Genomic DNA, 21,716 nt, shown 5'->3' on the forward strand with positions numbered 1-21,716 from the left:
CATGCCCACGTTCTACGGCACGCAGGTGGACTCGCGGCTGATGCTGGGCACGGCCCAGTATCCCTCGCCCGCGGTCCTCGAACAGGCCTTTCGCCGCTCGGGCGCCGGCATCGCTACCGTCTCGCTGCGCCGGGAATCGGCGGGCGAGGGGGCCGGAGAGTCGTTCTGGGGCCTGATCCGCGATCTCGGCCTGCCGGTCCTGCCGAACACCGCCGGCTGCCACACCGTGCGCGAGGCTGTGACGACCGCGCAGATGGCGCGCGAGATGTTCGGCACCGACTGGATCAAGCTCGAGGTCGTGGGCCACCCCGACACGTTGCAACCCGACCCGTTCGGGCTGGTCGAGGCGGCGCGCATCCTCTCGGACGACGGGTTCAAGGTCTTTCCCTACACCACCGAGGACGGCGTGCTGGCCGGGCGGCTGCTGGATGCGGGATGCGAGGTGCTGATGCCCTGGGGCGCGCCCATCGGGACCGGTCTGGGGCTGAACAACGTCTACGGGTTGCGCACCCTGCGGGCGCAGTTCCCGGACGTTCCGCTGGTGATCGACGCGGGCCTGGGCATGCCCAGCCACGCCGCCATGGCGATGGAGCTCGGCTATGACGCGATCCTGCTGAACACCGCCGTCGCCAAGGCCGGCGACCCCGCCGCGATGGCCGAGGGCTTTGCCCGCGCGCTCGAGGCCGGGCGGCTCGGCTACGAGGCCGACCCGATGGAGCCGCGCGACATGGCCGCGCCCTCGACCCCCGTGATCGGCATGGCGTTCCTGGAATGACACTCGACCGTTTCTATCCGATCTTCGACGATCCCGCCTGGCTGGTCCGGATGCTGCCGCTCGGCGTGCGGCTGTTCCAGCTGCGGCTCAAGGACCGGCCCGACCAGGACCTGCGCGACGCGATCGAGCAATCGCACGCGCTGTCCCGTGCGTCCGGCGCGACGATGGTGGTGAACGACCACTGGCGCCACGCCATCGACCTTGGCTGCGACTGGGTCCACCTGGGGCAGGAGGATCTCGACACCGCCGACCTGGCCGCGATCCGCAAGGCGGGGTTGAAGCTGGGCATCTCGACCCATGACGAAGCCGAACTGGACCGCGCCCTGTCCCTCGCGCCAGACTATGTCGCGCTGGGGCCGGTCTGGCCGACGATCCTCAAGAAGATGAAATGGCACGAGCAAGGGCTCGACCGGGTGCGCGACTGGAAGGCGCGTATCGGCGACATCCCCCTCGTCGCCATCGGCGGGTTGAACATCGACCGGGCGCCGGACGCCTTCGACGCCGGGGCCGACATCGTGTCGGTGGTCACGGACATCACGCTGAACGCCGATCCCGAGGGCCGTGTCCGTGCCTGGCTGGAGGCCACGAGATGAGCCGCTATGCCCGCCAGATCGCCGTGCCCGAACTGGGGCAGGCGGGGCAGGACCGCCTGCGCGCCGCGTCGGTGCTGGTTGTCGGTGCCGGGGGGCTGGCGGCGCCGGTGCTGCAATATCTCGTCGGCGCCGGCGTGGGGCACATCCGCCTCGTCGATCCCGATCGGGTCGAGGACTCGAACCTGCACCGCCAGACGCTGTTCCGCGGCACCGACATCGGCACGCCCAAGGCCGAGGCCGCGGCGGCGTCGATGCGGGCGCTGAACCCCGACAGCGCGGTCGCGCCGGTGGTCGATACGCTGGGCCCGGCGAACGTCGCCACGCTGGGGCAGGGCTGCGACGTGGTGCTCGACTGCGCCGACAGCTTCGCCGCCTCCTACGTCCTGTCGGACTGGTGCCGCGCCGGGGGCGTGCCGCTGGTCAGCGCCTCGGTGATCGGCACGGGCGGCTATTCCGGCGCGTTCTGCGGCGGGGCGCCGTCGCTGCGCGCGGTGTTCCCCGACCTGCCCGAGCGCATCGGCTCGTGCGCCGAGGACGGCGTGCTGGGCCCCGTGGTCGGCGTGATCGGCGCGGTGCAGGCGCAGCAGGCGCTGTCGCTTGTCGCCGGGATCGCCCCGTCGCCCCTGGGCCGGGTCGTCAGCTTCGATGCGCTCGGCCACCGTTTCGGCGGTTTCGACTTCCACGCCGCACCCGAACCCCAGGGCGCCCCGGCCTTCATCGCGCCCGACGCGATCGGTCCCGAGGATTTCGTCGTCGATCTGCGTCGCCCCGAGGAAGGCCCCATCGCCCATCCTGCCGCCCGCCGCCTGCCCGTCGACGCGTTCGGGGCCGACGGCCCGGTGCCCGCATCGGGGCAGCGCGCGGTATTTTGTTGCCGGTCCGGCCAGCGCTCGTGGAGCGCGGCCGACCGCCTGTCCGCCGTCTGGAACGGCGAGATCGCCCTCGTCGCCCTGGGCGACCAATCCGGAGGAGAGACATGAGATTTGCCCCCCTATTCGCCCTCGCGCTGGGCGCCACGCCCGCCGCCGCGCAGGACGACATGACGCTGGTGCTCGACTGGTTCGTGAACCCAGACCACGGCCCGATCGTGCTGGCCGACGAGCTGGGCTATTTCGCGGAAGAAAACCTCGACGTGGACATCGTCGCCCCAGCCGATCCCGCCGACCCGCCCAAGATGGCCGCGGCGGGCCGCGCCGACCTTGCCGTCAGCTATCAGCCGCAGCTGCACCTGCAGGTGGCCGAGGGGCTGCCGCTCAAGCGCGTGGGCACGCTGATCGCCTCGCCGCTCAACTGCCTGCTGGTGCGGCAGGACGGCCCGGTGCAGGAGATCGCCGACCTCGAGGGCCGCAGCGTCGGGTTCTCGGTCGCGGGAGTCGAGGAGGCACTGCTCGAGGCGATGCTGGAACCTGCTGGCCTGTCGATGGACGATGTCGAACTGGTGAACGTCAACTTCTCGCTCGCGCCCGCGCTGATGTCGGGGCAGGTCGACGCGGTGATCGGCGCCTACCGCAACTTCGAGCTCAACCAGATGGAGATCGAGGGCGTGCCCGGCCGCTGCTTCTACCTCGAGGAAGAGGGCGTGCCGGTCTATGACGAACTGATCTACGTCGCCAACCCCGAGACGATGGATGCCGACATGATCGGCCGCTTCCTCCAGGCGACCGAGCGGGCGACCCAGTACATCGTGAACCACCCCGAAGAGAGCTGGGAGATCTTCGCCTCGACCTCGACCGAGCTTCAGGACGAGCTGAACCGCAAGGCGTGGACCGACACGATCCCGCGCTTCGCCCTGCGGCCCGCCGCGCTGGATTCGTCGCGCTACGCCCGGTTCGAGCGGTTCATGGCCGAGGCCGGGCTGATCGACGAGGTCAAGCCGGTCGAGGATCTGGCCATCGAGATCGGGGGCGAGTGATGTCCTACGGCCAGACCTTCGCGGCCTGGCGCGCGGCGGCCGGCGACGACTGGGACGCCTATGTGCGCCATCCCTTCGTCGCGGGCCTCGCGGACGGCACGCTGCCGCGCGAGTCGTTCCTGCATTACCTGCGCCAGGATTACGTCTTTCTCGTCCATTTCGCCCGCGCCTGGGCGCTCGGTGTGACGAAATCGGAGACATACGAAGAGCATACGCTCTGTGCACAGGTTGTGTACGCCCTGCTGCACGACGAGATGCCGCTCCATATCCAGACCTGTGCGGACGAGGGGATCGGCCGCCGGGCCCTGTTCGACACCGTCGAGGCGCCCGCCAACCTGGCCTATACGCGCTACGTCCTGGATGCCGGCCATTCTGGCGACCTGCTCGACCTCTTCGCCGCCCTGGCGCCCTGCGTGCTGGGCTATGGCGAGATCGGCGCCCGCCTCTCCGGCACCGGCGGCCCCTACGCCAAGTGGATCGAGACCTATGCCGGGGACGAGTACCAGTCGCTGTGCCGTACCGTCGGCGCGCAGATCGACGCCTCCGTCGCACAACGCATTGGAACCGAACCGGAAAAAAGCCCCCGCTGGTCGCGTCTGTGCGGCCGGTTCCGGACCGCAACGCAGCTGGAGATCGCGTTCTGGCAGATGGGTCTCGACGGATGATCACCGCCCCCGGCCTGTCGCTGTCCGGCACTGCCGACATCGCAGGGACGCGGGTCTTCGGCCCGCTGGAAATGCGTGTTCCGGCAGGCCGCTGGACCTGTCTTCTGGGGCCGTCCGGCGTCGGCAAGTCGACGATCCTGCGGACCTTTGCCGGGATCGACGACGAGGTCGCGCTGGACGGCACCTGCGGGGCCGACGACGGTGCCCCCCTGGCGGGTCGCGTCGCGCTGATGGCGCAGTCGGACCTGCTGATGCCGTGGCTGACCGTCCTCGACAACGCCCTCCTCGGTGCGCGCCTTCGGGGAGAGACGCCCGACCGCGACGCCGCCCGCGCCATCCTGTCTCGCGTGGGGCTCGAGGCCCATAGCGACAAGAAGCCGGGCGCGCTGTCGGGCGGTCAGCGCCAGCGGGCCGCTCTGGCCCGGACGCTGATGGAGGACCGCCCCGTCGTGCTGCTGGACGAGCCGTTCTCGGCCCTCGACGCCGCCACCCGCGCGCGGATGCAGGACCTCGCCGCCGAGTTGTTGCGGGGCCGCACCGTGCTGCACGTGACCCACGACGCGGCCGAGGCGGCGCGGCTGGGCGAGCGCATCCTGCTGCTGACCGAACACGAGCTTCAGACCGTCGCCCCCCCCGACACGCCGATGCCCCGCGCCGCGGACGGGGAAGAGACACTGGCCGCGCAGGGCCGGCTCACCCGCTGCCTGCTGGAGGCCGCATGAGGGCGGTGCACCTCGCCGGGCCGGCGCTGCTGGTCATCGCGCTGTGGCAGGCGGTGGTTGTGGCGCTGGACATGCCGCCCTTCATCCTGCCGGGACCTGCCCGCGTGGCGCAGGCGCTCTGGACGTCACGCGTGCTGATCGCCGAGAATGCGGTCGTCACCATCATCGAGGTGCTCGCCGGGCTGGTGCTGGGCGCCGTCCTGGGCGCGGGGTCGGCCATCGGTCTTGCGGCGTCCGAGCGGGCGCGGCGTCTGCTGCGGCCGATCCTCGTCTTCAGCCAGGCGGTGCCGGTGTTCGCGCTGGCGCCGATCCTGACGCTCTGGTTCGGCTACGGGCTGGCCTCGAAGATCGCGATGGCGTTGCTCATCATCTATTTCCCGGTGACGTCGGCGTTCTTCGACGCGCTGATGCGCACGCCGTCGGGCTGGCTGGACCTGGCGCGCGTCATGGGCGCGGGGCGGCGGCAGGTCATGTGGCGCGTCCGTGTGCCCGCGGCGCTGCCCGGTTTCGTCTCGGGGCTGAAGCTCGCCGCGGTCTATGCCCCCATCGGCGCGATCATCGGCGAATGGGTCGGCGCGTCGAAGGGGCTGGGCTACCTGATGCTGCTGGCCAACGGACGCGCCAAGATCGACCTCATGTTCGCGGCCCTGCTGGTGCTGGCCGTCTTCACGCTGTTGCTGCATGCTGGCGTGGACCGCGCGACCGAAGCGCTGCTCAGGCGGCGTACCCGCTGAGCGTCAGGCGGAGTGTTCCGAGGCGCATTTGTCCCAGTGGCTGCGGATCTCGTCCGGCAGGCTCATCGGGTCGAACGGCTTGGTGATGACCGCGCAGGCGCCGCGGCGGATCAGGTCGGCGGAATAGACGCCCTCGGCCTTCGCGGTCATGAAGATCGTCGGCACGTCGCGCAGATGCGGCATCTCGGTGAAGGACTTCCAGACGTCCTCGCCGCTCATGCCCGGCATCATCACGTCCAGCAGGATCAGGTCGGGCGTCTCTGAGGGCGCCGCCTCCAGCGCTTCGGGCCCGGAGGCGTATTGCGACAACTGGTATCCGCCCAAGGTTTCCAGGGACAGCTGGACGATGGCGCGGATGTCGGCATCGTCTTCGACGTGGAGGATGGAGCGGAGTGTCATGAACTCGCCTTTCGCGTGCTAGCTGGCCAGACGTTCTAGCGTCAGGTTTCTTTCTGGTCCAGCGGCCTTGGGAAGATCGACCCGGAATTCCGTGCCGTGACCGATCTGGCTGACGAAGTCGATCTCCCCCTCGTGCCGCTCGACGATGGACTTGCAGATGGCGAGCCCCAGCCCGGTGCCCGAGCGCGGGCGTCCGTCGGCGGGCTTGAGCTGCGCGAAGGTGTCGAACACGCGGGGCCGGTCGCTTTCGGCGATGCCGGGTCCGGAATCGCGGACGAAAATCTGCCAGACATCGCCCTGATCGCGCAGGCCCACGCGGACCTCGCCGTCCTGCGGCGAGAACTTGGCCGCGTTCGACATCAGGTTGGTCAGGACCTGCATCAGCCGATCGGCATTGCCCATGATCCGCGCGTCCGAGGTCGGGTCGTCCAGCCGGAAGCGGACGCCGTGTTCCTCGCCGTAGCCGCTGTTCATGTCGATGGCGCTTTGCAGGAGGGGGCCCAGCGTCATCGACTCGCGGGTGAAATCCATCTGCTTGGCGCGGATCTTGTCGAGGTCGAGGATGTCGTTCAGGACCAGCAGCAGCCGCTCGCTGTTGCGCGCGGCGATCTCGATGACCGTGTTGGCGCGGCCCTCGAACGTGCCGAGCGCGCCGGATTGCAGCATCCGCAGCGAGCCCTTGATCGAGGTCAGCGGCGCGCGCAGCTCGTGGCTGACCGTCGACACCATGTCGAGCTTGGCCTTCTCCACTGCGCGGCGTTCGGTGATGTCGCGGATCACCGAGACATAGAGCGGCTTGCCGCCGGGGGCGGTGATCCGCTGGGTGGCCACCTCGAGCGCGTGGGCGTCGTCGCGGCATTCGAGCCGCACGATGGGATCGCGGCCGTTGGTCAGCGGCGCAATGTGCTCGGCGAAGACGCCGGGGTCGATGTCCGAGATCGCCTCGTCGATGCGGCGCCCGCCGCGGGCGCCGTCTTCCCACCCGGTCCGGCGACGGGCGGCGGCGTTCATGTAGGTGATGACGTGCTCGGCGGTGTCGTAGATGAAGACCTCGTCCTTGAGTTCCTCGAGGACGACGGTGAGATAGTGATCCGCCTCGGCCCGGCGGCTGGCGGTGACGTCCGTGCGCAGGGTGATGTTGCGGCTGTGCTGCCCGTCTTCGTCGAAGAGCGGCATCATCGTGCACTGCGTGTAGACCGCCGCGCCATCCTTGGTGCGCAGCCGCTGCTCACCGGTCCAGCCGGTGCCGGCCAGCGAGCACGACATCATCTCCTGAAAGACCGGGTCCTCTTCGCCGTTCTCGTAGATGAACGACAACTCATGGCCCAGCACCTCGTCGGCGGAATAGCCGAAGAGCCGCGTGAAGTTCTCGTTCACCTCGATGATCTCGCCGGTGCGCTCGGACACATTGACGATCGTGTGCGCGTTGATCGCCTGCCGCCCGAAGTTCAGTTCCTTGCCGTATTGCTGCAGCAGCCGCTGTCCACGCCGGTCCTGCTGGCGGGTAAGGACAAGAACCGCGCCGCTGCCCACGAGCAGACCGGTCGTCGCCCAGAGGCCGGAGATCACCGGCCCCGACGGCAGGCCGACCACTCCGAAGGCGAGGGATGCCGCGTAAAGTCCGAGAAGCGCGAGCAGAGCCAAGACGGTCACGGAGAGATACGAGTGTTGTGCCATCAAGACGCGCCTTCCGGACAAAACTTAGCAAAATCAAAATCCATGCCCGGATCTTGGCGGGGGAGTTTGATCCTAGCAAGTCGGCTCTGTGCCCAAAACGTGGCCATGTACCGCCTCCGTTCAGGCGGCTTTGGCGGTCCGGGTGCAGACCGGGAGCGCGAATCTGAAGATGCTGCCTTCGCCGGGAACGCTGTCCAGCCTGATGCGGCTGCCATGCGCCTCGACGATCTGCCGCGTGATCGCCAGACCCAGACCGGTGCCCGTGTAGGCGCGGGTGATGGAATCGTCGACCTGCTTGAAACGCTCGAAGACGAGCTCGTGGTTCTCGGGCGCGATGCCGCAGCCGGAATCCTCGATGGTGAAGGTCAGGGCATCGCCGTCGCACTCGGCGCGCAGGGCGACATGGCCACTGTCGGTGAACTTGATCGCGTTGCCGACGAGGTTGATGAGAACCTGCCGCAGCCGGACCGGGTCGGCTTCCACGGTCGCCTCGTCGGCGGAATAGTTGAAGCAGAGGCCCTTGCTGTCGGCCAGATCCTGAAGCTGGCTGCCGATCTCGTCGACCAGCCGGTCCACCTGCACCGGCTCGGGGGCGAGGTTCATCTCTCCGGCTTCGATGCGGGACCAGTCGAGCACGCCGTTGATCAGGCTCAGCAGCATCTGCCCGGCCGAGTCGATGCGCCGCGACAGGCTGCGGATTGTCTCCATGTGCGTCTCGTGCGCCTCGCGGATGGCCGGCACGTCGCCGTTCTGTTCCATGAGGTCGCGCAGCCGCGCGTATTCGGGCAGCCGCTCGAGGCGGAGGAGAAAGCTGGAATAGCCGAGGATGACGGTCAGCGGCGTTCGCAGTTCGTGACTGACATTGTTGAGGAAATCCGACTTCGCGCGGTTCGCCTGCTCGGCCGAATGCTGCGCGCGCTTCAGTTCGGTCACATCGACGCGGAAGCCGACGGTGCTGCCGTCAGGGGTCCGGTTTTCGGCAACCTTCAGCCAGCGGCCGTCGTCCAGGTACTGTTCGCTGACGCTGTGGTCCTGGGCATGAAGGGCCAGCCGCTCCTGCAGCCACTCTTCCTCGCGTCCGATCGCGTCCTGGTACTGTCCGCGCCTCAGTCCCTCGCGCAGGATGTCCTCGAACCGGGCGCCCGGCACGAACTGGTCGGCGGACTTGTTGTAATAGCTGCAATACTTGCTGTTGCACATCACCAGCCGGTCGTCGGGACCGTAGAGCGCGAAGCCGTCGTTGATCGACTCGATCGCCTGGAACAGCTGCGCCCGAGAGGCGTCGCGTTCTCGCGAGAGGCGGCTGACGATGTGGACGACGATCATCACGACCAGCGCGATTGCCGCGATCAGCGCCACCATCGCCCCGCGGCCCGTCGGTGCGGTGGGCCAGCCGCCCTCGGGCGCGAGGCCGATCTGCCAGGTGACGCCGAGCAGCGAAAGCTGCCGCAGCACCGGCCGTGCCGAGAACACGTCGGCGTCGCCGTGGATCATCTCGGGGCCCTCGCCACCGGGGCGCAGCGCCCGGACGGCGATGCGGGTGCCTGCCGGGGCGGGGTCGAGGCCGGTGCGCGCGATCATCGATTCTGAATCGATCACGATCGAGACGACGCCCCAGGGCAGGGAGCCCTTGGGATTTCCACCCGGCGTCAGGCGGACCGGCGCGCGCAGGATAAAGGCCTTGCCGCCCTGAACCAGGTTCACCGGCCCGTCGAGCACGACCGCGTTCGACCGCAGCGCCCGCGCCACCGAGGCAAGCTGATCGGGCACCTCGCTGTAATCCAGGCCGATCACGCTGGTATTGCCGCGCCGGGGGAAGATGTCGGTGATGACGAGCCCCGGCGCAGCGGCGATGTTGACCACTTCGGGCGCGTTGGAGATCAAGTGACTGGCCACCTGTTCGAACTGGGCCGTGGTGTAGTCGGGGTTCCCGGCGATGGAGCCGCTGATGCCGCGCGCACGCATCTCGTTTGTCACGAGCTCGCGCTGGACGGACAGCGACAGGGTATACGCCGTATCGGCCAGCGCGGCGCGCAGTTTCGTCCGCTCGTCGATCAGGGCCGAGCGATCCAGGTAGACGCCCGCCGCGACCGCGATCGACAGGATCGCGGCATAGGCCGCGGTCAGCCCCAGCTGTCGTCCCGCGGGGCGCGCCATTTTCGCTGGCTGGCTTGCTCGCTTGTGGCGCCGGCTGAACATCGGGCTACTCGGTCTGGCGGCGCGGGGGACCGCTTGCTTGTTATTGGTGGCTGATTGATCTCGGCGTCGGTGCCGTTGGCAAGCGTGGCCGTGGCGTCGGGGGAACACGACCGCGGGCCTGTCGCCCTTCGGTCACGCGCTTCGGTCGAGCGCGTCGAGCGCGTCTTCCATGTCGTCGAGGCACTGCTCGACCTGTGCTTCGATCTCGTGCCACAGCGCGGCGGCCGACGCCTCGGCCGGGGCCTGGGACACGGTCGCGTCCGCGCGCCGCGCCGTTTCGCCAAGCCGGGCATAGCCGAGCGACCCGGCGATCCCCGCGATCTTGTGCAGGTGCATCCCCAACTGGTCGATCCGCCCGCGGTCGGGTGCGCGCCGCAGGGCAACGCACAGGGCCTCCATCTCGAGGATGCGGTCCGGCAGCCCCGCGAGGAACTGGTCGCGGATCGCCGAGACCTGCCCGTCGAACTGGGCCTGTGAGGACGCCCGGTTCATCGGCTCAGGCCGCTCTCAGGCCGTCCGACTTGCCCACCCGCGCGATTGCGGCGTCGATCAGCTTGGTCGGCGGGCGCATCGGCAGCGGCGAATAGGTCGCGACCGTGCCGATGGTGACACGCGGCAGGATCTCTCCGGTGTCGCGGTAGAGCGGGCGGAACTCGTCGAGCCCGAGCTCGATCTGCAGCGCCAGGGTTTCGAGGTCGGGACGGCCCTGCTGCATCGCACAGACGAAGTGACCGGAGCCGGCATAGGCGATCAGGCGCGACTCGCCCTTGAGCCCGTCGCTCAGAAGCGCGGCGACATCCGTCATCGCCTGGATGAAGGCGTTGCTGCCGAGCGCCAGCAGGATGTCTTCGGCGTTGTCCACCCTCACAGCGAAGGCCGAGCTGCCGATCAGGCGCACCGAGCCGAGCTTGAGCAGCCAGTTCTCGAGCGTGACGTAGGGGACCAGCCCCTCGGCCTCGTCCAGCGTCACCGCGCTCTCGAACGCGATGCTGCGCGCGGCGCGGCCCTCGCCCAGTTCCGCCGAGAGCGCGGCCGAGCGATCGCGCTCGGCGTTCAGACGCTCGACCATGTGTAGCCGCGCGGCAAGCTCGGTCTGGTCGAGCGGCTTGTTGATGTAATCGTGGGCGCCGGCACGGAAGGCGCTGTCGATCTGGTCCTTCTCGATCAGCGACGAGATCATCAGCACCGGCGTCTGACGGTGATCGGGCAGCCGGCGGATGTGCCCGACAAGGTCGATCCCGCTCATCCCCGGCATGCGGATGTCCAGCAGGAAGCAGTCGAAGGGCCGCTCTGCGCGGGCGATCCGGCCCAGGGCCTCGTCCCCAGATGCCGCCGTCTCGAAGTCCGAATATCCGAGTGTCCTGAGCGACTGCGTCAGCAGGTCCATGAACAGCGGATCGTCGTCCACGAGGAGTGCGCGCATGTGTCAGGTTCCCGATGGGCCGCACGCTGGGGGGGGTGCGGGCGTTTCATTAACTTTTGCTAACGATTGTGGTCAGATTTTGGCGACACCTAGGTTAAATTTTCGCCTGTTTGGCGAATCCGGGGCGCGGGAGGCTTTGCTTGACTGGGCGTCCACTTGGCCGCCGACTCGGCGGTTCGCGCAAGGGGTGATCGCCCGTCGGTTGACAATCGACCTTTGCCGGCAGCCCGTCAGAGCATCGCGCGCAGGTCGCGCTTCAACGTCTCGGCCCCGCGCGGCTGCCAACCGAGTTGGCGCAGTCGTTGCGTCGACATGGCGTTCAGGGACGTGGTGTCGGCGCGTGGCGGGGGCGCGATCGACAGGCCCGCGATCCGGGCGTAGCAGGCCAGCAGGTCGTGCCGGTCCAGCACGAATGCCGACACGTTGTAGAGCGGCGCGGGACGGTCTCTCGCCCCCAGAACGCGGTCGATGGCGGCGCAAAGGTCGTCGGCGTGCACCTCGGTCCCGGCGCGGGGGGCGACCTCGTCCCCGCGGGCGAACGCCTTGAAGAGGTCTGCCCACTTGTGGGCGCGCGCGGGCGGCGGCGGGCCGTAGACGCCGGTGGCCCGCAGGCTGACGGCCGACTCGAAATCGGCCGCCATCGCGGCAAGCGCCTCTTCCGCCGCAAGCTTCACCTCGCCATAGAGCGTGTCGGGCCGGGGCGTCATCTCTTCGTGCAGGCTCGTTCCCGGTGGATTGGGGCCATAGACCGCCCGGCTGGACAGAAAGACCACGTGGGGGACCGAGGCCTGCCGCGCGGCGTCGAACAGGGCGAGGCTGCCGTCGAGGTTGGACCGCAGGAACCCCTGCGGATCGTCGCCCTCGCCGCCGCGATACTTGCCCGGCACGTGCGAGAACGCCGCATGCACCAGCGCGTCGATGCCCGACAGGTCGGGGCGGTCGCCCAGCGTGTAGGCCCGGTGGCCGGCGCCGGGGAGGGGCACGGGCGCGCGGCACAGCGTCGTCACCTCATGGCCCCGGCGCAGCAGTCCCGCGGCGACGGGGTGGCCGACAAGCCCCGAGGCGCCGGTGACGGCGACCCTCATGCCGGGCGCGGCAGGTCTGCGGGGGCGGGCACCGGCCCGTCGCCCTCATAGGCCCGCCAGAGGTCGATCAGAGGCCGCAGACGATCCGCCTTGGCATGGTCCTGCCAGGGCTTTTCGTACTGGAAGTGCAGGATGCGGATCTGTTCCCAACTCCACAGCTCCGGCATGTTGAACCAGACATATTGCAGCATGTTCGAGAACACCGGCAGTCCGTGCCAGTCGGGAAAGAAGTCCTGCAGGAAGGTCTGGTCGGTCCGCCGCCAGAAGGCCCCCGGCGCATCGAGCCGTGCCAGCATCGCGTTGAACGTCGCGCGAGAGGGGCGGGCCGTGAACACGCCCGAGTTCATGCGGTGAAAGTCGGCGAGGCTTTCATAGACGTTCGGCGCCGCGCAGAACTCGGGATAGTCGAACAGCGCGTCGCTGTTGCGCAACACCAGCGTGTCGGCGTCCAGAAAGACCACCCGCTCATAGTCCAGCTGCCAGAGCCGCAGCTTGGCGAAATTGTCCAGCGGCGTGTGAAAGGGCGGCTTCTCGCCCCTGGTGAAGGGGGCGTTGCCGTGCAGGCGGTCGCGGGCATGGGCCGCGTTGAACGCGTCGGAGGTTGGCAGCAGGTCCACCGGGACCAGCCGCGCCCCCCGCGCATGCAGCCGCGCGAGCGCCTCGTCCGGCACCGCCGCGGTGTGCATCACGACCAGGTCGGCCTCGGTGCCGGTCAGCGACAGAGACCGCAGCAGCGCCGCCGCGCCGCGGGCGAAATCCTCGTTGGTGACGAGCGTGACATAGGCCCGCTCGCCCCGCGGCGCATGCCCGGCCGGTGCGTCGATCATGAGGCCGATTTCAGCGCCTTGCCCTCGGGGTCGCGCTCGACCCGCTGCGCGAGATCACGGGTCCAGGCCGAGACGGCCGGCACGCGGCTCCGGTCGATCCGGTGGGCGTATTTCTTCGCGACCTCGACGACCTCTTCCAGCAGCCCCTCGGCCAGCGTCGTCGGTTCCAGACCCAGCGCGAGAAACTGGTCGTTCCTGACGACGAGATCGTTCTCTTCCGCTTCCTTCCGCGGGTTGGGCAGGTAGGCGACGCGCGCGTCGCTCAGTTTGGCGACCAGCTCGGCGAGGTCGCGCACGCGGTGCGTCTCGGTCATCTGGTTGAAGATCCGCACCCGCTCGCCCGACTTGGGGGCGTCCTTCAGCGCCAGCTCGATGCAGCGCACGCTGTCCTGGATGTGGATGAAGGCGCGGGTCTGGCCGCCGGTGCCGTGCACGGTCAGCGGATAGTCGATCGCCGCCTGGATCAGGAACCGGTTCAGGACCGTGCCGTAATCGCCGTCATAGTCGAAGCGGTTGATCAGCTGCTCGTGGCGGCGCGTCTGCTCGGTATGGGTGCCCCAGACGATGCCCTGGTGCAGGTCGGTGATCCTGAGGCCGTCGTTCTGCGCGTAGAACTGGAAGAGGATCTGATCGAGGGACTTGGTCATGTGATAGACCGAGCCCGGCTTGGTCGGGTACAGGATTTCCTGCTGCGCCTTGGTGCCGTCCAGCGTCTCGACATCGACGTCGAGATACCCCTCGGGAATCGCCGCGCCGACGCTGGAATAGCCGTAGACCCCCATCGTCCCCAGATGGACGAGATGCGCGTCGATCCCCGTCTCGACCAGCGCGGCCAGCAGGTTGTGCGTCGCGTTGGTGTTGTTGTTGACGGTGTAGACCTTGTGGCGGTCGGTTTTCATCGAATAGGGCGCGGCGCGCTGTTCGGCGAAGTGGATGATCGCGTCGGGCTTTTCCTCGGCCAGCCAGCCCTTGAGCCGCTCGTATTCGCGGGCGAGGTCGAGCAGGTGGAAGTGGATCGAGCGACCCGTCTCCTGCTTCCAGATGCGGCAGCGCTCCTGGATCGAGTCCATCGGCGTCAGGGACTGCACGCCCAGCTCGGTGTCGATCCACCGGCGCGAGAGGTTGTCGACGATATGCACCTCGTGGCCTTGGTCCGACAGATGCAGGGTGGTGGGCCAGCCGACGAAACCGTCGCCGCCGAGGATCGCAATCTTCATCTCGTCTCCTTCGCGCATGTCCGGGGCGTCCTGCACGACGCCTGTAACGGCATTGCGACAGCACCTGTTGCCGCTACGTCGCCCGATGTTTAAGGCTGCGGGTGCAGCGTCAGCAAGGGGGCGGCAGCATCATGGGCGGATTTCAGGTCTGGCTGAGTGCCGTGGCCGCGACCATCCTGGCCGGCATCGTCGTGCCTTACGGCCTGTTGGGCGGCGGGCAGCCGGCGACCGACATCTTCGTGTTCTGGTGTGTCTTCGGCCTGGGCGTGATCGTCCTGATCGGGGTCGGGCTGTCGGGCTGGAGGCGCTGAGATGATCTCGCCTGTCCTCGTCTGGGGCGCCGTGGGCGTCTTTGCCCTGGTCGGCTTCGTGGTGGCCTTCGCGGCGGCGCGGGGCAATACCGGCAGCGCGGTCGACTACTATCTCGGCGGGCGGCGCATCGGCGGCATGGTCTCGGGCCTGTCCTACGCGGCGACGACCTATTCGGCCTTCATGCTGGTGGTGCTGACCGGTCTGACCTATCGCGGCGGCGTGGGCGCTCTGGGCTTCGAGCTGATCTATTTCTCGGGCCTCACGCTGGTGATCGTGTTCGGCCCGCGGTTCTGGCTGGCGGCGCAGAAATGGGGCTTCGTCACCCCCGCCGAGATGCTGGGCGCCCGCTACGGCAGCCGCAACGTGGCGCGGGCGACCGCGCTTCTGGGGCTGATCTTCCTGATGCCCTATTGCACGACGCAGATGGCCGGTATCGGGCTGTTGCTCTCCGAGGTCACCGGCGGCGCCATCGGGCTGGAGGCGGCGATCGTCACCGGCGCGGTCCTGGCGATCTTCTGGACCCTCGTGGCGGGGCTGCGGTCGGTCGCCTGGACCGACGCGGGGCAGGCGGCGGTGATGCTCGTCTCGGCGCTGCTGGCGATCGGCTTCGTCGTCTCTGCCATCGGCGGGCCGGACGCCTTTGTCGGCACGCTCGTCGAAGAGCGGGGGCAATGGCTGGACGTGCCGGGGCCGGGGTTGTGGAGCCTGCCGACCTTCCTTGCGCTGTCGGTGCCGTGGTTCTTCTTTCCGCTGTCGAACCCGCAGGTCAGCCAGCGGCTGTTCGTCGTGCGCGACATGGCGGCGATGCGGGGGATGATCCTGTGGGTGCTGGGCTTTGGCCTGGTCTTTACCCTGGTCGCGGTGATCTGGGGCTATGCCGCTCTGATCCTCGCCCCCGATCTCGAGAACCCCGCGACGGCGACGCCGGCGCTGCTGGCCTCGGGCGCCGTGCCGGTGCCGGTGGCGCTGTTGCTGATCATCGGCATCCTTTCGGCCGCGGTCTCGACGCTGGACTCGATCGCGCTAACGCTGGGGTCGATGGTGGCGCGTGACCTGGTGGGCCGGGCCAAGGGCCACGACGCCGCGCAGGTGTTCATCGGGCGGGTGGTCGTCGTGCTGGTGATCGTGTTCGCCGCGATCTTCGCGGTGCGGCAGGCGTCGATCGTGGATCAGCTCGCCGCGCTGTCTGCCGCCGGGCTGGTCGTGTCGGTCCCCGCGACTGTGGGGGCGTTCTTCTGGCGCGGCGGTACGGCGGCCGGGGCGCTGACCTCTCTGCTGGGCGGCGCGGCGACGGCAATCGTCCTGTCGATGGGGCTGGGCGTGAGCGTGTTCGACCCGTGGCTGGCCTTCACCGTCATCGGCGTGAGTGTCGGTCTGTTCGTTGGAATCAGCCTGCTGACGCGGCCGCGCCCCGAGGCACTGGATTTCCCCGTGGCCCTGCGCCCCGAGCTTGACGCGATGCGCGTGTGGTAGGCGAGGCCTCTGGTTTTCGCGCGATTCCAACTTAGGTGGGTGCGACAAAGCCGCTCGTACGGCAAAGTGAACGAAAGGAACGACATGCCGGAACACGAGGCGGTAGCGGACCGGCTTCCGAAGGTGCTGGAGGACTACTTCGAGTCGTCGACCGTGGCCCTGTCGCTTGCGGATGTCTCGCAGGAAGACCTGCCGCTGATCCTCGCGAATTCAAGCTTCTACACGCTCACGGGCTATGGATCGGACGATGTGATCGGGCAGAACTGCCGTTTTCTGCAGGGGCCCGACACGACCGAGGACTCGCTCCGCGATGTCCGCGATTTCATTGCCGACGACGAGACCGACTCTGGCCGGTTCCCGATCGTGAACTACCGCAAGGACGGGACGCGGTTTCACAATTTCGTCTTCATGAGCCGTCTGCGGCGCAAAGACGGATCGACCCGCTTCATCCTAGCCTCGCAGTTCGACATGACCTCCGCGATGGACCGGGTGAAACTGCGCCGTAACGACGAGCAGTTGAGCGAGCATCTGCGCGACATCGACCTTATCGGGAAGGAATACGGGCTGGCGATGATGGGATCGGCCAGGATCCTCGCCGATTCCGTGGCGATGCTTGCGCGTTTGTCCCTCGACAGTGACGACGCGACGTAACGTCAACCTGTGCCGCTTGCAGATTGCGTGTCGGTTGACGTAGCCAAGCTCAGATTGGCGACTACCATAGGCGGACGGCGCAGCCCGCCGACTTCTTACGAGACAGGTTGATGAAAGACACCGACGACTTGGGCCGCGTCTGTATCGTGGGCGTGGGCGCTTCCGCCGGCGGGCTGGAAGCCATCCGTGAAATGCTGACCACGGCGCAGCGCGAGTCGCAACTCGCCTATGTCGTGATCCAGCATCTCGACCCCAACCACGAAAGCATGCTGGCCGAACTGCTGGGCCGCCACACCGAAATGACCGTCCTGCAGGCGTCGGGTGGCGAGAAGGTCGAGGCGGGGAATGTCTACATCATTCCGCCGGGCCACGGCCTGTCGATCAACGACGGCGTCCTGCAGCTGACGGATTTCGCCCAGCCACGGGGCCTGCGCCGCCCGATCGACGACTTCTTCGAGAGCCTCGCGAGCGACCAGGGCCGGTTTGCCGCCTGCGTGATCCTGTCGGGCACCGGGGCCGACGGGTCGACCGGGCTGCGCGCGATCAAGGAAAAGGGCGGCCTGAGCATAGCGCAGGACCCCGAGACCGCGCGCTATGACGGCATGCCGCTGTCGGCCGAGGGGACGGGGCTCGTCGATTTCATCCGCGCGCCGGTCGAGATCGTCGAATGTATCGAAACGTTCTATGCGCATCGCGCCATGGCCGAAAGCGACGACGGGCTGAAGCGCACCGTGGCCGAAAGCATCGATGACATCTCGCAGACGCTGCGCCGGACCATCGGGCACGATTTCTCGGGCTACAAGCGGTCGACCCTGGTGCGCCGGATCGAGCGGCGCATCCAGGTGTTGAACCTCGGCAGCGCGTGGGAATACCTGCGCCGGCTGGAAGCCGACCGCGAGGAATGCGAGACGCTGTTCCGCGAGCTGCTGATCAACGTCACCCGCTTCTTCCGCGACCCCGAGCATTTCGACGAGCTGCGCGATCACGCCGTGACGCCGCTGGTGCGCGACGCCGCCGGCGACGAGGTGCGCGTGTGGGTTCCCGGCTGTTCCAGCGGCGAAGAGGCCTATTCCCTCGCTATGATGTTCGCCGACGAGGTGCGGCGGCAGCGCAAGTCGATCAAGATCCAGATCTTCGCCACTGACATCGATGAGCAGATGCTGAAGATCGCGCGCAACGGGGTCTATCCGCTGGCCGCCCTGCCGGCGATCCCAGAAGACATGAGGGACTCCTACACGATCGGCCGCGAGGGCAGTTTCCAGATCACGGCCCAGATCCGCGACATGGTCCGTTTCTCGTCCCACAGCGTGATCAAGGACCCGCCGTTCTCGAAGATCGACCTCGTGTCGTGCCGGAACCTGCTGATCTATCTCGGCGAGCGCCTGCAGACCACGGCGCTTCCGGTGTTCCACTATTCGATCCGTCCGCGCGGCTACCTGTTCCTCGGCCCGTCCGAGAGCATCGGCCGTTTCGAGAACCTGTTCGAGGTGGTCGACCAGCGCGCGCGCCTGTTTCGCCGCAACAACGCCAAGCCGATCTATCCGTCCGGGCTGCGGCCCGTCTCGTCGACGGAACGTCCGGCGCCGTCGACGTCATCCTCGCGCGAGGCCGACAATTCCACGCAGGTCGACTGGACGCAGGGCATCGCCTCGGACCGTATCCTGCAGACCCATGCGCCGCCGACCCTGCAAGTGGGACACGGGGGAGAGATCCTCGCCTCGTACGGCCGTCTGACGAAGTATCTCTCGCTCGATCCGGTGAACCGCGAGAACGACATCGTGCAGACGCTGGCACGGCCGGGTCTGCGTGACGCGATCTCGGCGCTGCTGCGCGAGGCGGTGAAGCGGGGCAAGCCGACCGTCGCCCGCGACCTGCGCGCCGGCTCCGAGTTCGGCGAGCAGGCGCTGGACCTCGTGGCCGACCCGCTGCCGGACGAGAGCATCCTTCTGGTGTTCCGCGACCGCGGGCCGTTCGAGCCGAACGAAAGCGATGTCGTCGACATCGAGGAATCCGACAGCCACGTCCAGCAGCTCGAGGAAGAGCTGCGCGTCACCCGTGGTCGCCTGCGCACCACGGTCGAAGAGCTCGAGACGGCAAACGAGGAGCTGAAGAGCTCCAACGAAGAAATGATGTCGATGAACGAGGAGCTCCAGTCGACGAACGAGGAGCTTTCGACGGTCAACGACGAGCTGAAGTCAAAGGTCGATCAGCTGCAGGTGGCGAACGCCGACCTGCAGAACTTCTTCGACAGCACCGCGCTGCCGCTGCTGGTGCTCGACAAGGACCGCACGATCCGCAACTTCACCGAGGCCGCCAGCCTGATCTTTCCGCTGCGGCCGGGGGACCGGGGCCGTCCGATCGACGACGTCCAGAGCATCCTCGAGGATCATGGTGCCGTCCGCCAGGCGGTCGAGCAGGTCATCAGGGACGAAGAGCCGACGCAGATGCGGGTGATGGACCGCGACCGGACCCGCACATGGTCGCTTCTGGTCACCCCGTATCGCACCGGCGAAGGAGAGGTCGAGGGCGCCACGCTTGTCTTCACCGACATCACCGACGCGCTGGCGATGGAGCGGGCGCTCGAGGAAGAGAGCGCGCGCCTGCGTCTCGCCCTGGATGTCGCGCGCCTGGGCGTCTGGGAATACGACGTCAGCAGCGGGCTCGTCGAACTGGACCGGAGCGAGGCCGAGATGTTCGGACTGCGCCCGGCGGACAAGCCCGGCGAGGCCGAAAGCGATGAGCACAGCGTCCGCGGCCTGCTGGACATGGTCCATCCCGACGACGCGGACACGGTGAACGAATCCCTCCGTCTCGCCATCTCGGGCGAGGCCGATTTCGAGGCGACGTTCCGGGTCGAGACCGCGGGCGGCGAACAGCGCACCCTGCGCGGGCTCGGCCGCCTGATCGACGGTACCGGGCGCGGCCGGCTTCTGGGCGTGACCTACGACGTGACGATGGAGCGCGAGGCCGCCCGCGTCCGCGAGGTGATGCTGAGCGAGATGAACCATCGGGTGAAGAACCTGTTCTCGATCATCACCGGCATGCTGCGGATCGCCGGGCGCACCGCCGAGACCCCGCGCGAGGTCGTCGACAACGTGGAACGCCGTATTTCGGCGCTGGCCCGCTCGCACGACATGACGCAGCGCGGCGTCCGGGGCGAGCCGATCACGTTGAAGAGAGCGCTTCAAGCCGCGCTCGAACCCTACGAGGGGACCGCGCCGGTGACGACGGACGGGCCCGACGTGGCGCTGACCCCCAAAGAGACCACGTCGATTGGCCTCTTGCTGCATGAATGGGCGACGAACGCCTCGAAATACGGCGTTCTGGGCCCAGTCGAGGGGCGGCTGGACGTGACATGGACGCTCGATGACGACGGGCAGGTCACGCTGCATTGGAACGAAATCTACGCCACCGAATTTTCGCAAGAGGAAGCAGGTTCAGGGTTCGGGTCGACGCTGGTCGAGGTTTCCGCGACGCAGCTTGGAGGCGAGGTAGAAGTGGAAAAAGACGGTTCTCAGCGACGGATCACGCTCACGTACACGCCGGACGTGCCCCATGATTGATTCCGGCTGCCTGCGCGTCCTTCTGGCCGAGGACGAGGCGATCGTCGCCCTCGATCTGCGCTTCATCCTCGAGGACATGGGCCACGAGGTCGTGGCGACCGTCGCCCGCGTGCGCGACGGGCTCGACCGTGGGCTGTCGTGCAATCCGGACGTCGCCGTTCTCGATGTCCGCCTTCGCGACGGAGAGGTGTTCCGTCTTGCCGACGCCCTGTTGGCGGCCGGCGTCCGGCTGATCTTCCACTCGGGCCATCTCGACAAGGAACACATCGACGAGCGCTATCCGGGTGCGAAGTTCTGCCCAAAGCCGATGACCGAGGCGCGGCTGCGCGACTGCCTGCGCGAGGTTCTCGACCCGGCCTGACAAAAAAGGACCGGCGTCCGGCGGCGGCGTTTCCACGGCAAACAGGCGTTTTGTCCGACGCACGCGGGCGAGGGCGGTGTGCCATTTGCGGCCGCCGTGTCGGACGGCCGTTCCGGTGACCGCGGTGCGTGCCGCCTTGCATCTTCGGCCCATTGGACGATGTATGTCCCAAGACTTACGGAGGCAGATATGAAACAGTCGCTCGCCGCAGCCGCGGTGCTCTCTCTCTCGTTGTCGCCCGCGATCGCGCAGGACAGCCTCTCGCCGCTTCTGACGCCGGCCGAGCTGACCGAGGTGCAAGGCGAACAGAACCCGCTGATCATCGACATCCGCGCGGCCGAAGAGGGATATGCCGACGGGCATATCGAAGGCGCCGTCAACGCGCCCTACGGCCTGTTCCGCGGCCCGTCCGACAATCCCGGCCAGGTGCCGAGCGAGGATGAACTGACCGAGGTTCTCAGCGGCATCGGCGTCACCGCCGACCGTCCCACCGTGGTGGTCTACCAGGGGGAGGACGTCACCGATTTCGGCGCCGCAGCCCGCGTCTACTGGACGCTCAAGTCGAGTGGGGTCGAGAACCTGTCGATCCTCAACGGTGGGGTGAACGCCTGGACCGAGGCGGGCAATGATCTGTCCGAGTCCGAGGTCACACCGTCCGAGAGCGATTTCGAGGTCAGCTTCTCGGACCAGTGGCTCGCCACCGCCGAGGATGTTCGCGCCGTGGTCGACGGCGACGACGAGGCGCTGCTGCTCGATGCGCGGCCCGAAAGCTTCTGGAACGGCGAGCAGTCGCACCCGGCGGCCGCCAAGCCCGGCACGCTGCCGCAGTCGGAATACTTCGAGCATGCCGGCTGGTTCTCGGGCGGTCCGGCCATCGTCGATGCCGAGGCGGCCCGCGAGCTGGCGCAGGAGCAGGGCTTCACCGACGCCGATCAACTGATCTCTTTCTGCAACACCGGTCACTGGGCGGCGACCAACTGGTTCGCCCTGAGCGAGCTTGCCGGCGTCGAGAACGTCAAGCTCTACCCCGAAAGCATGGTCGGCTGGTCCAACGAGGGCTACCAGATGGCCAACGTTCCGGGCCCGATCCGGAATCTCTGGAACCAGATCAAGAGCACGTTCTGAGGC

21 protein-coding genes are annotated in these 21,716 nt (G+C 68.0%); 13 read left to right on the forward strand and 8 right to left on the reverse strand.

The genetic code is table 11. From position 1 onward, the window contains the following. Nucleotide 1 precedes the first annotated feature (1 nt). Genes BMZ25_RS03980 through BMZ25_RS04010 form a run of 7 tightly spaced genes read left to right on the forward strand, consistent with a single transcriptional unit; the run spans nucleotide 2 to nucleotide 5,401 of the window. Entirely contained in the window at nucleotides 2-775 is a 774-nt protein-coding gene (locus BMZ25_RS03980) for a thiazole synthase (RefSeq protein ID WP_092688774.1), read from the forward strand. Next, the gene (locus BMZ25_RS03985; protein ID WP_092688777.1) at nucleotides 772-1,368 is read left to right on the forward strand and encodes a thiamine phosphate synthase; all 597 of its coding nucleotides are present in this window, start codon (nucleotides 772-774) and stop codon (nucleotides 1,366-1,368) included. The genes BMZ25_RS03980 and BMZ25_RS03985 overlap by 4 nt, the downstream gene beginning before the upstream one ends. Then, nucleotides 1,365-2,348 carry a HesA/MoeB/ThiF family protein gene (locus BMZ25_RS03990; RefSeq protein WP_092688780.1) on the forward strand — a complete coding sequence of 328 codons (984 nt, stop codon included), beginning with the start codon at nucleotides 1,365-1,367 and terminating at the stop codon, nucleotides 2,346-2,348. The genes BMZ25_RS03985 and BMZ25_RS03990 overlap by 4 nt, the downstream gene beginning before the upstream one ends. Next, nucleotides 2,345-3,280, forward strand: coding sequence for an ABC transporter substrate-binding protein (locus BMZ25_RS03995; protein ID WP_092688783.1), 936 nt, complete (start codon nucleotides 2,345-2,347; stop codon nucleotides 3,278-3,280). Before BMZ25_RS03990 ends, BMZ25_RS03995 begins: the two co-directional genes overlap by 4 nt. Further along, on the forward strand, nucleotides 3,280-3,945 hold the full coding sequence (locus BMZ25_RS04000) for a TenA family protein (RefSeq protein WP_092688786.1): 666 nt from the start codon (nucleotides 3,280-3,282) through the stop codon (nucleotides 3,943-3,945). The genes BMZ25_RS03995 and BMZ25_RS04000 overlap by 1 nt, the downstream gene beginning before the upstream one ends. Beyond that, a complete protein-coding gene (locus BMZ25_RS04005) occupies nucleotides 3,942-4,667 on the forward strand; it encodes an ABC transporter ATP-binding protein (protein ID WP_092688789.1) in 726 nt (241 codons plus the stop codon). Before BMZ25_RS04000 ends, BMZ25_RS04005 begins: the two co-directional genes overlap by 4 nt. Beyond that, a complete protein-coding gene (locus BMZ25_RS04010) occupies nucleotides 4,664-5,401 on the forward strand; it encodes an ABC transporter permease (RefSeq protein ID WP_092688792.1) in 738 nt (245 codons plus the stop codon). The genes BMZ25_RS04005 and BMZ25_RS04010 overlap by 4 nt, the downstream gene beginning before the upstream one ends. A 3-nt stretch (nucleotides 5,402-5,404) precedes the next feature. On the opposite strand, the gene BMZ25_RS04015 is transcribed toward BMZ25_RS04010, so the two are convergent. The 8 genes from BMZ25_RS04015 to BMZ25_RS04050 all read right to left on the reverse strand — a co-directional run bounded on the left by BMZ25_RS04015 (nucleotide 5,405) and on the right by BMZ25_RS04050 (nucleotide 14,228). Beyond that, a complete protein-coding gene (locus BMZ25_RS04015) occupies nucleotides 5,405-5,800 on the reverse strand; it encodes a response regulator (RefSeq protein WP_092688795.1) in 396 nt (131 codons plus the stop codon). 18 nt (nucleotides 5,801-5,818) lie between these two features. Next, entirely contained in the window at nucleotides 5,819-7,477 is a 1,659-nt protein-coding gene (locus tag BMZ25_RS04020; protein ID WP_092688798.1) for a PAS domain-containing sensor histidine kinase, read from the reverse strand. 120 nt (nucleotides 7,478-7,597) lie between these two features. Beyond that, nucleotides 7,598-9,634, reverse strand: a complete 2,037-nt coding sequence (locus BMZ25_RS04025) for a sensor histidine kinase (protein ID WP_177190372.1) — start codon at nucleotides 9,632-9,634, stop codon at nucleotides 7,598-7,600. 174 nt (nucleotides 9,635-9,808) lie between these two features. Beyond that, nucleotides 9,809-10,168 (reverse strand): Hpt domain-containing protein, encoded by a 360-nt coding sequence (locus tag BMZ25_RS04030; protein WP_092688804.1) that lies wholly within the window; start codon nucleotides 10,166-10,168, stop codon nucleotides 9,809-9,811. Between the two features lie 4 nt (nucleotides 10,169-10,172). Beyond that, a complete protein-coding gene (locus BMZ25_RS04035) occupies nucleotides 10,173-11,099 on the reverse strand; it encodes a response regulator (RefSeq protein WP_092688807.1) in 927 nt (308 codons plus the stop codon). 230 nt (nucleotides 11,100-11,329) lie between these two features. Then, nucleotides 11,330-12,184, reverse strand: a complete 855-nt coding sequence (locus BMZ25_RS04040; protein WP_092688810.1) for an NAD-dependent epimerase/dehydratase family protein — start codon at nucleotides 12,182-12,184, stop codon at nucleotides 11,330-11,332. Beyond that, nucleotides 12,181-13,011, reverse strand: a complete 831-nt coding sequence (locus BMZ25_RS04045; RefSeq protein ID WP_092688813.1) for a glycosyltransferase — start codon at nucleotides 13,009-13,011, stop codon at nucleotides 12,181-12,183. Before BMZ25_RS04045 ends, BMZ25_RS04040 begins: the two co-directional genes overlap by 4 nt. Continuing rightward, on the reverse strand, nucleotides 13,008-14,228 hold the full coding sequence (locus tag BMZ25_RS04050; RefSeq protein WP_092689480.1) for an NAD-dependent epimerase/dehydratase family protein: 1,221 nt from the start codon (nucleotides 14,226-14,228) through the stop codon (nucleotides 13,008-13,010). The genes BMZ25_RS04045 and BMZ25_RS04050 overlap by 4 nt, the downstream gene beginning before the upstream one ends. A gap of 131 nt (nucleotides 14,229-14,359) precedes the next feature. Between BMZ25_RS04050 and BMZ25_RS04055 the strand changes: the two genes are divergently transcribed. The 6 genes from BMZ25_RS04055 to BMZ25_RS04080 all read left to right on the forward strand — a co-directional run bounded on the left by BMZ25_RS04055 (nucleotide 14,360) and on the right by BMZ25_RS04080 (nucleotide 21,713). Then, nucleotides 14,360-14,539 (forward strand): hypothetical protein, encoded by a 180-nt coding sequence (locus BMZ25_RS04055; protein WP_092688816.1) that lies wholly within the window; start codon nucleotides 14,360-14,362, stop codon nucleotides 14,537-14,539. 1 nt (nucleotide 14,540) lies between these two features. Further along, nucleotides 14,541-16,013 (forward strand): sodium:solute symporter family protein, encoded by a 1,473-nt coding sequence (locus BMZ25_RS04060; protein ID WP_092688819.1) that lies wholly within the window; start codon nucleotides 14,541-14,543, stop codon nucleotides 16,011-16,013. An 84-nt stretch (nucleotides 16,014-16,097) separates the two neighbouring features. Next, nucleotides 16,098-16,664: a PAS domain-containing protein gene (locus tag BMZ25_RS04065; RefSeq protein ID WP_092688821.1), complete on the forward strand. Its 567-nt coding sequence runs from the start codon at nucleotides 16,098-16,100 to the stop codon at nucleotides 16,662-16,664. 110 nt (nucleotides 16,665-16,774) lie between these two features. Continuing rightward, nucleotides 16,775-20,227, forward strand: a complete 3,453-nt coding sequence (locus BMZ25_RS04070; protein WP_092688824.1) for a CheR family methyltransferase — start codon at nucleotides 16,775-16,777, stop codon at nucleotides 20,225-20,227. Next, entirely contained in the window at nucleotides 20,220-20,588 is a 369-nt protein-coding gene (locus BMZ25_RS04075; RefSeq protein WP_092688827.1) for a response regulator, read from the forward strand. Before BMZ25_RS04070 ends, BMZ25_RS04075 begins: the two co-directional genes overlap by 8 nt. 189 nt (nucleotides 20,589-20,777) lie before the next feature. After that, entirely contained in the window at nucleotides 20,778-21,713 is a 936-nt protein-coding gene (locus BMZ25_RS04080; protein WP_092688829.1) for a sulfurtransferase, read from the forward strand. Nucleotides 21,714-21,716 lie beyond the last annotated feature (3 nt).

Origin of the sequence: Tranquillimonas rosea, from assembly GCF_900111315.1 — a bacterium.
GTDB lineage: Bacteria > Pseudomonadota > Alphaproteobacteria > Rhodobacterales > Rhodobacteraceae > Tranquillimonas > Tranquillimonas rosea.

Coding starts and splice junctions, on each gene's coding strand:
- BMZ25_RS03985 (WP_092688777.1), top strand. CDS start 772: ATGACACTCGACCGTTTCTATCCGATCTTCGACGATCCCGCCTGGCTG.
- BMZ25_RS04040 (WP_092688810.1), bottom strand. CDS start 12,184: ATGAGGGTCGCCGTCACCGGCGCCTCGGGGCTTGTCGGCCACCCCGTC.
- BMZ25_RS04025 (WP_177190372.1), bottom strand. CDS start 9,634: ATGGCGCGCCCCGCGGGACGACAGCTGGGGCTGACCGCGGCCTATGCC.
- BMZ25_RS04055 (WP_092688816.1), top strand. CDS start 14,360: ATGGGCGGATTTCAGGTCTGGCTGAGTGCCGTGGCCGCGACCATCCTG.
- BMZ25_RS03990 (WP_092688780.1), top strand. CDS start 1,365: ATGAGCCGCTATGCCCGCCAGATCGCCGTGCCCGAACTGGGGCAGGCG.
- BMZ25_RS04000 (WP_092688786.1), top strand. CDS start 3,280: ATGTCCTACGGCCAGACCTTCGCGGCCTGGCGCGCGGCGGCCGGCGAC.
- BMZ25_RS04070 (WP_092688824.1), top strand. CDS start 16,775: ATGAAAGACACCGACGACTTGGGCCGCGTCTGTATCGTGGGCGTGGGC.
- BMZ25_RS04050 (WP_092689480.1), bottom strand. CDS start 14,228: ATGAAGATTGCGATCCTCGGCGGCGACGGTTTCGTCGGCTGGCCCACC.
- BMZ25_RS03980 (WP_092688774.1), top strand. CDS start 2: ATGCCCACGTTCTACGGCACGCAGGTGGACTCGCGGCTGATGCTGGGC.
- BMZ25_RS04065 (WP_092688821.1), top strand. CDS start 16,098: ATGCCGGAACACGAGGCGGTAGCGGACCGGCTTCCGAAGGTGCTGGAG.
- BMZ25_RS04015 (WP_092688795.1), bottom strand. CDS start 5,800: ATGACACTCCGCTCCATCCTCCACGTCGAAGACGATGCCGACATCCGC.
- BMZ25_RS04020 (WP_092688798.1), bottom strand. CDS start 7,477: ATGGCACAACACTCGTATCTCTCCGTGACCGTCTTGGCTCTGCTCGCG.
- BMZ25_RS04045 (WP_092688813.1), bottom strand. CDS start 13,011: ATGATCGACGCACCGGCCGGGCATGCGCCGCGGGGCGAGCGGGCCTAT.
- BMZ25_RS04030 (WP_092688804.1), bottom strand. CDS start 10,168: ATGAACCGGGCGTCCTCACAGGCCCAGTTCGACGGGCAGGTCTCGGCG.
- BMZ25_RS04035 (WP_092688807.1), bottom strand. CDS start 11,099: ATGCGCGCACTCCTCGTGGACGACGATCCGCTGTTCATGGACCTGCTG.
- BMZ25_RS04010 (WP_092688792.1), top strand. CDS start 4,664: ATGAGGGCGGTGCACCTCGCCGGGCCGGCGCTGCTGGTCATCGCGCTG.
- BMZ25_RS04060 (WP_092688819.1), top strand. CDS start 14,541: ATGATCTCGCCTGTCCTCGTCTGGGGCGCCGTGGGCGTCTTTGCCCTG.
- BMZ25_RS03995 (WP_092688783.1), top strand. CDS start 2,345: ATGAGATTTGCCCCCCTATTCGCCCTCGCGCTGGGCGCCACGCCCGCC.
- BMZ25_RS04005 (WP_092688789.1), top strand. CDS start 3,942: ATGATCACCGCCCCCGGCCTGTCGCTGTCCGGCACTGCCGACATCGCA.
- BMZ25_RS04080 (WP_092688829.1), top strand. CDS start 20,778: ATGAAACAGTCGCTCGCCGCAGCCGCGGTGCTCTCTCTCTCGTTGTCG.
- BMZ25_RS04075 (WP_092688827.1), top strand. CDS start 20,220: ATGATTGATTCCGGCTGCCTGCGCGTCCTTCTGGCCGAGGACGAGGCG.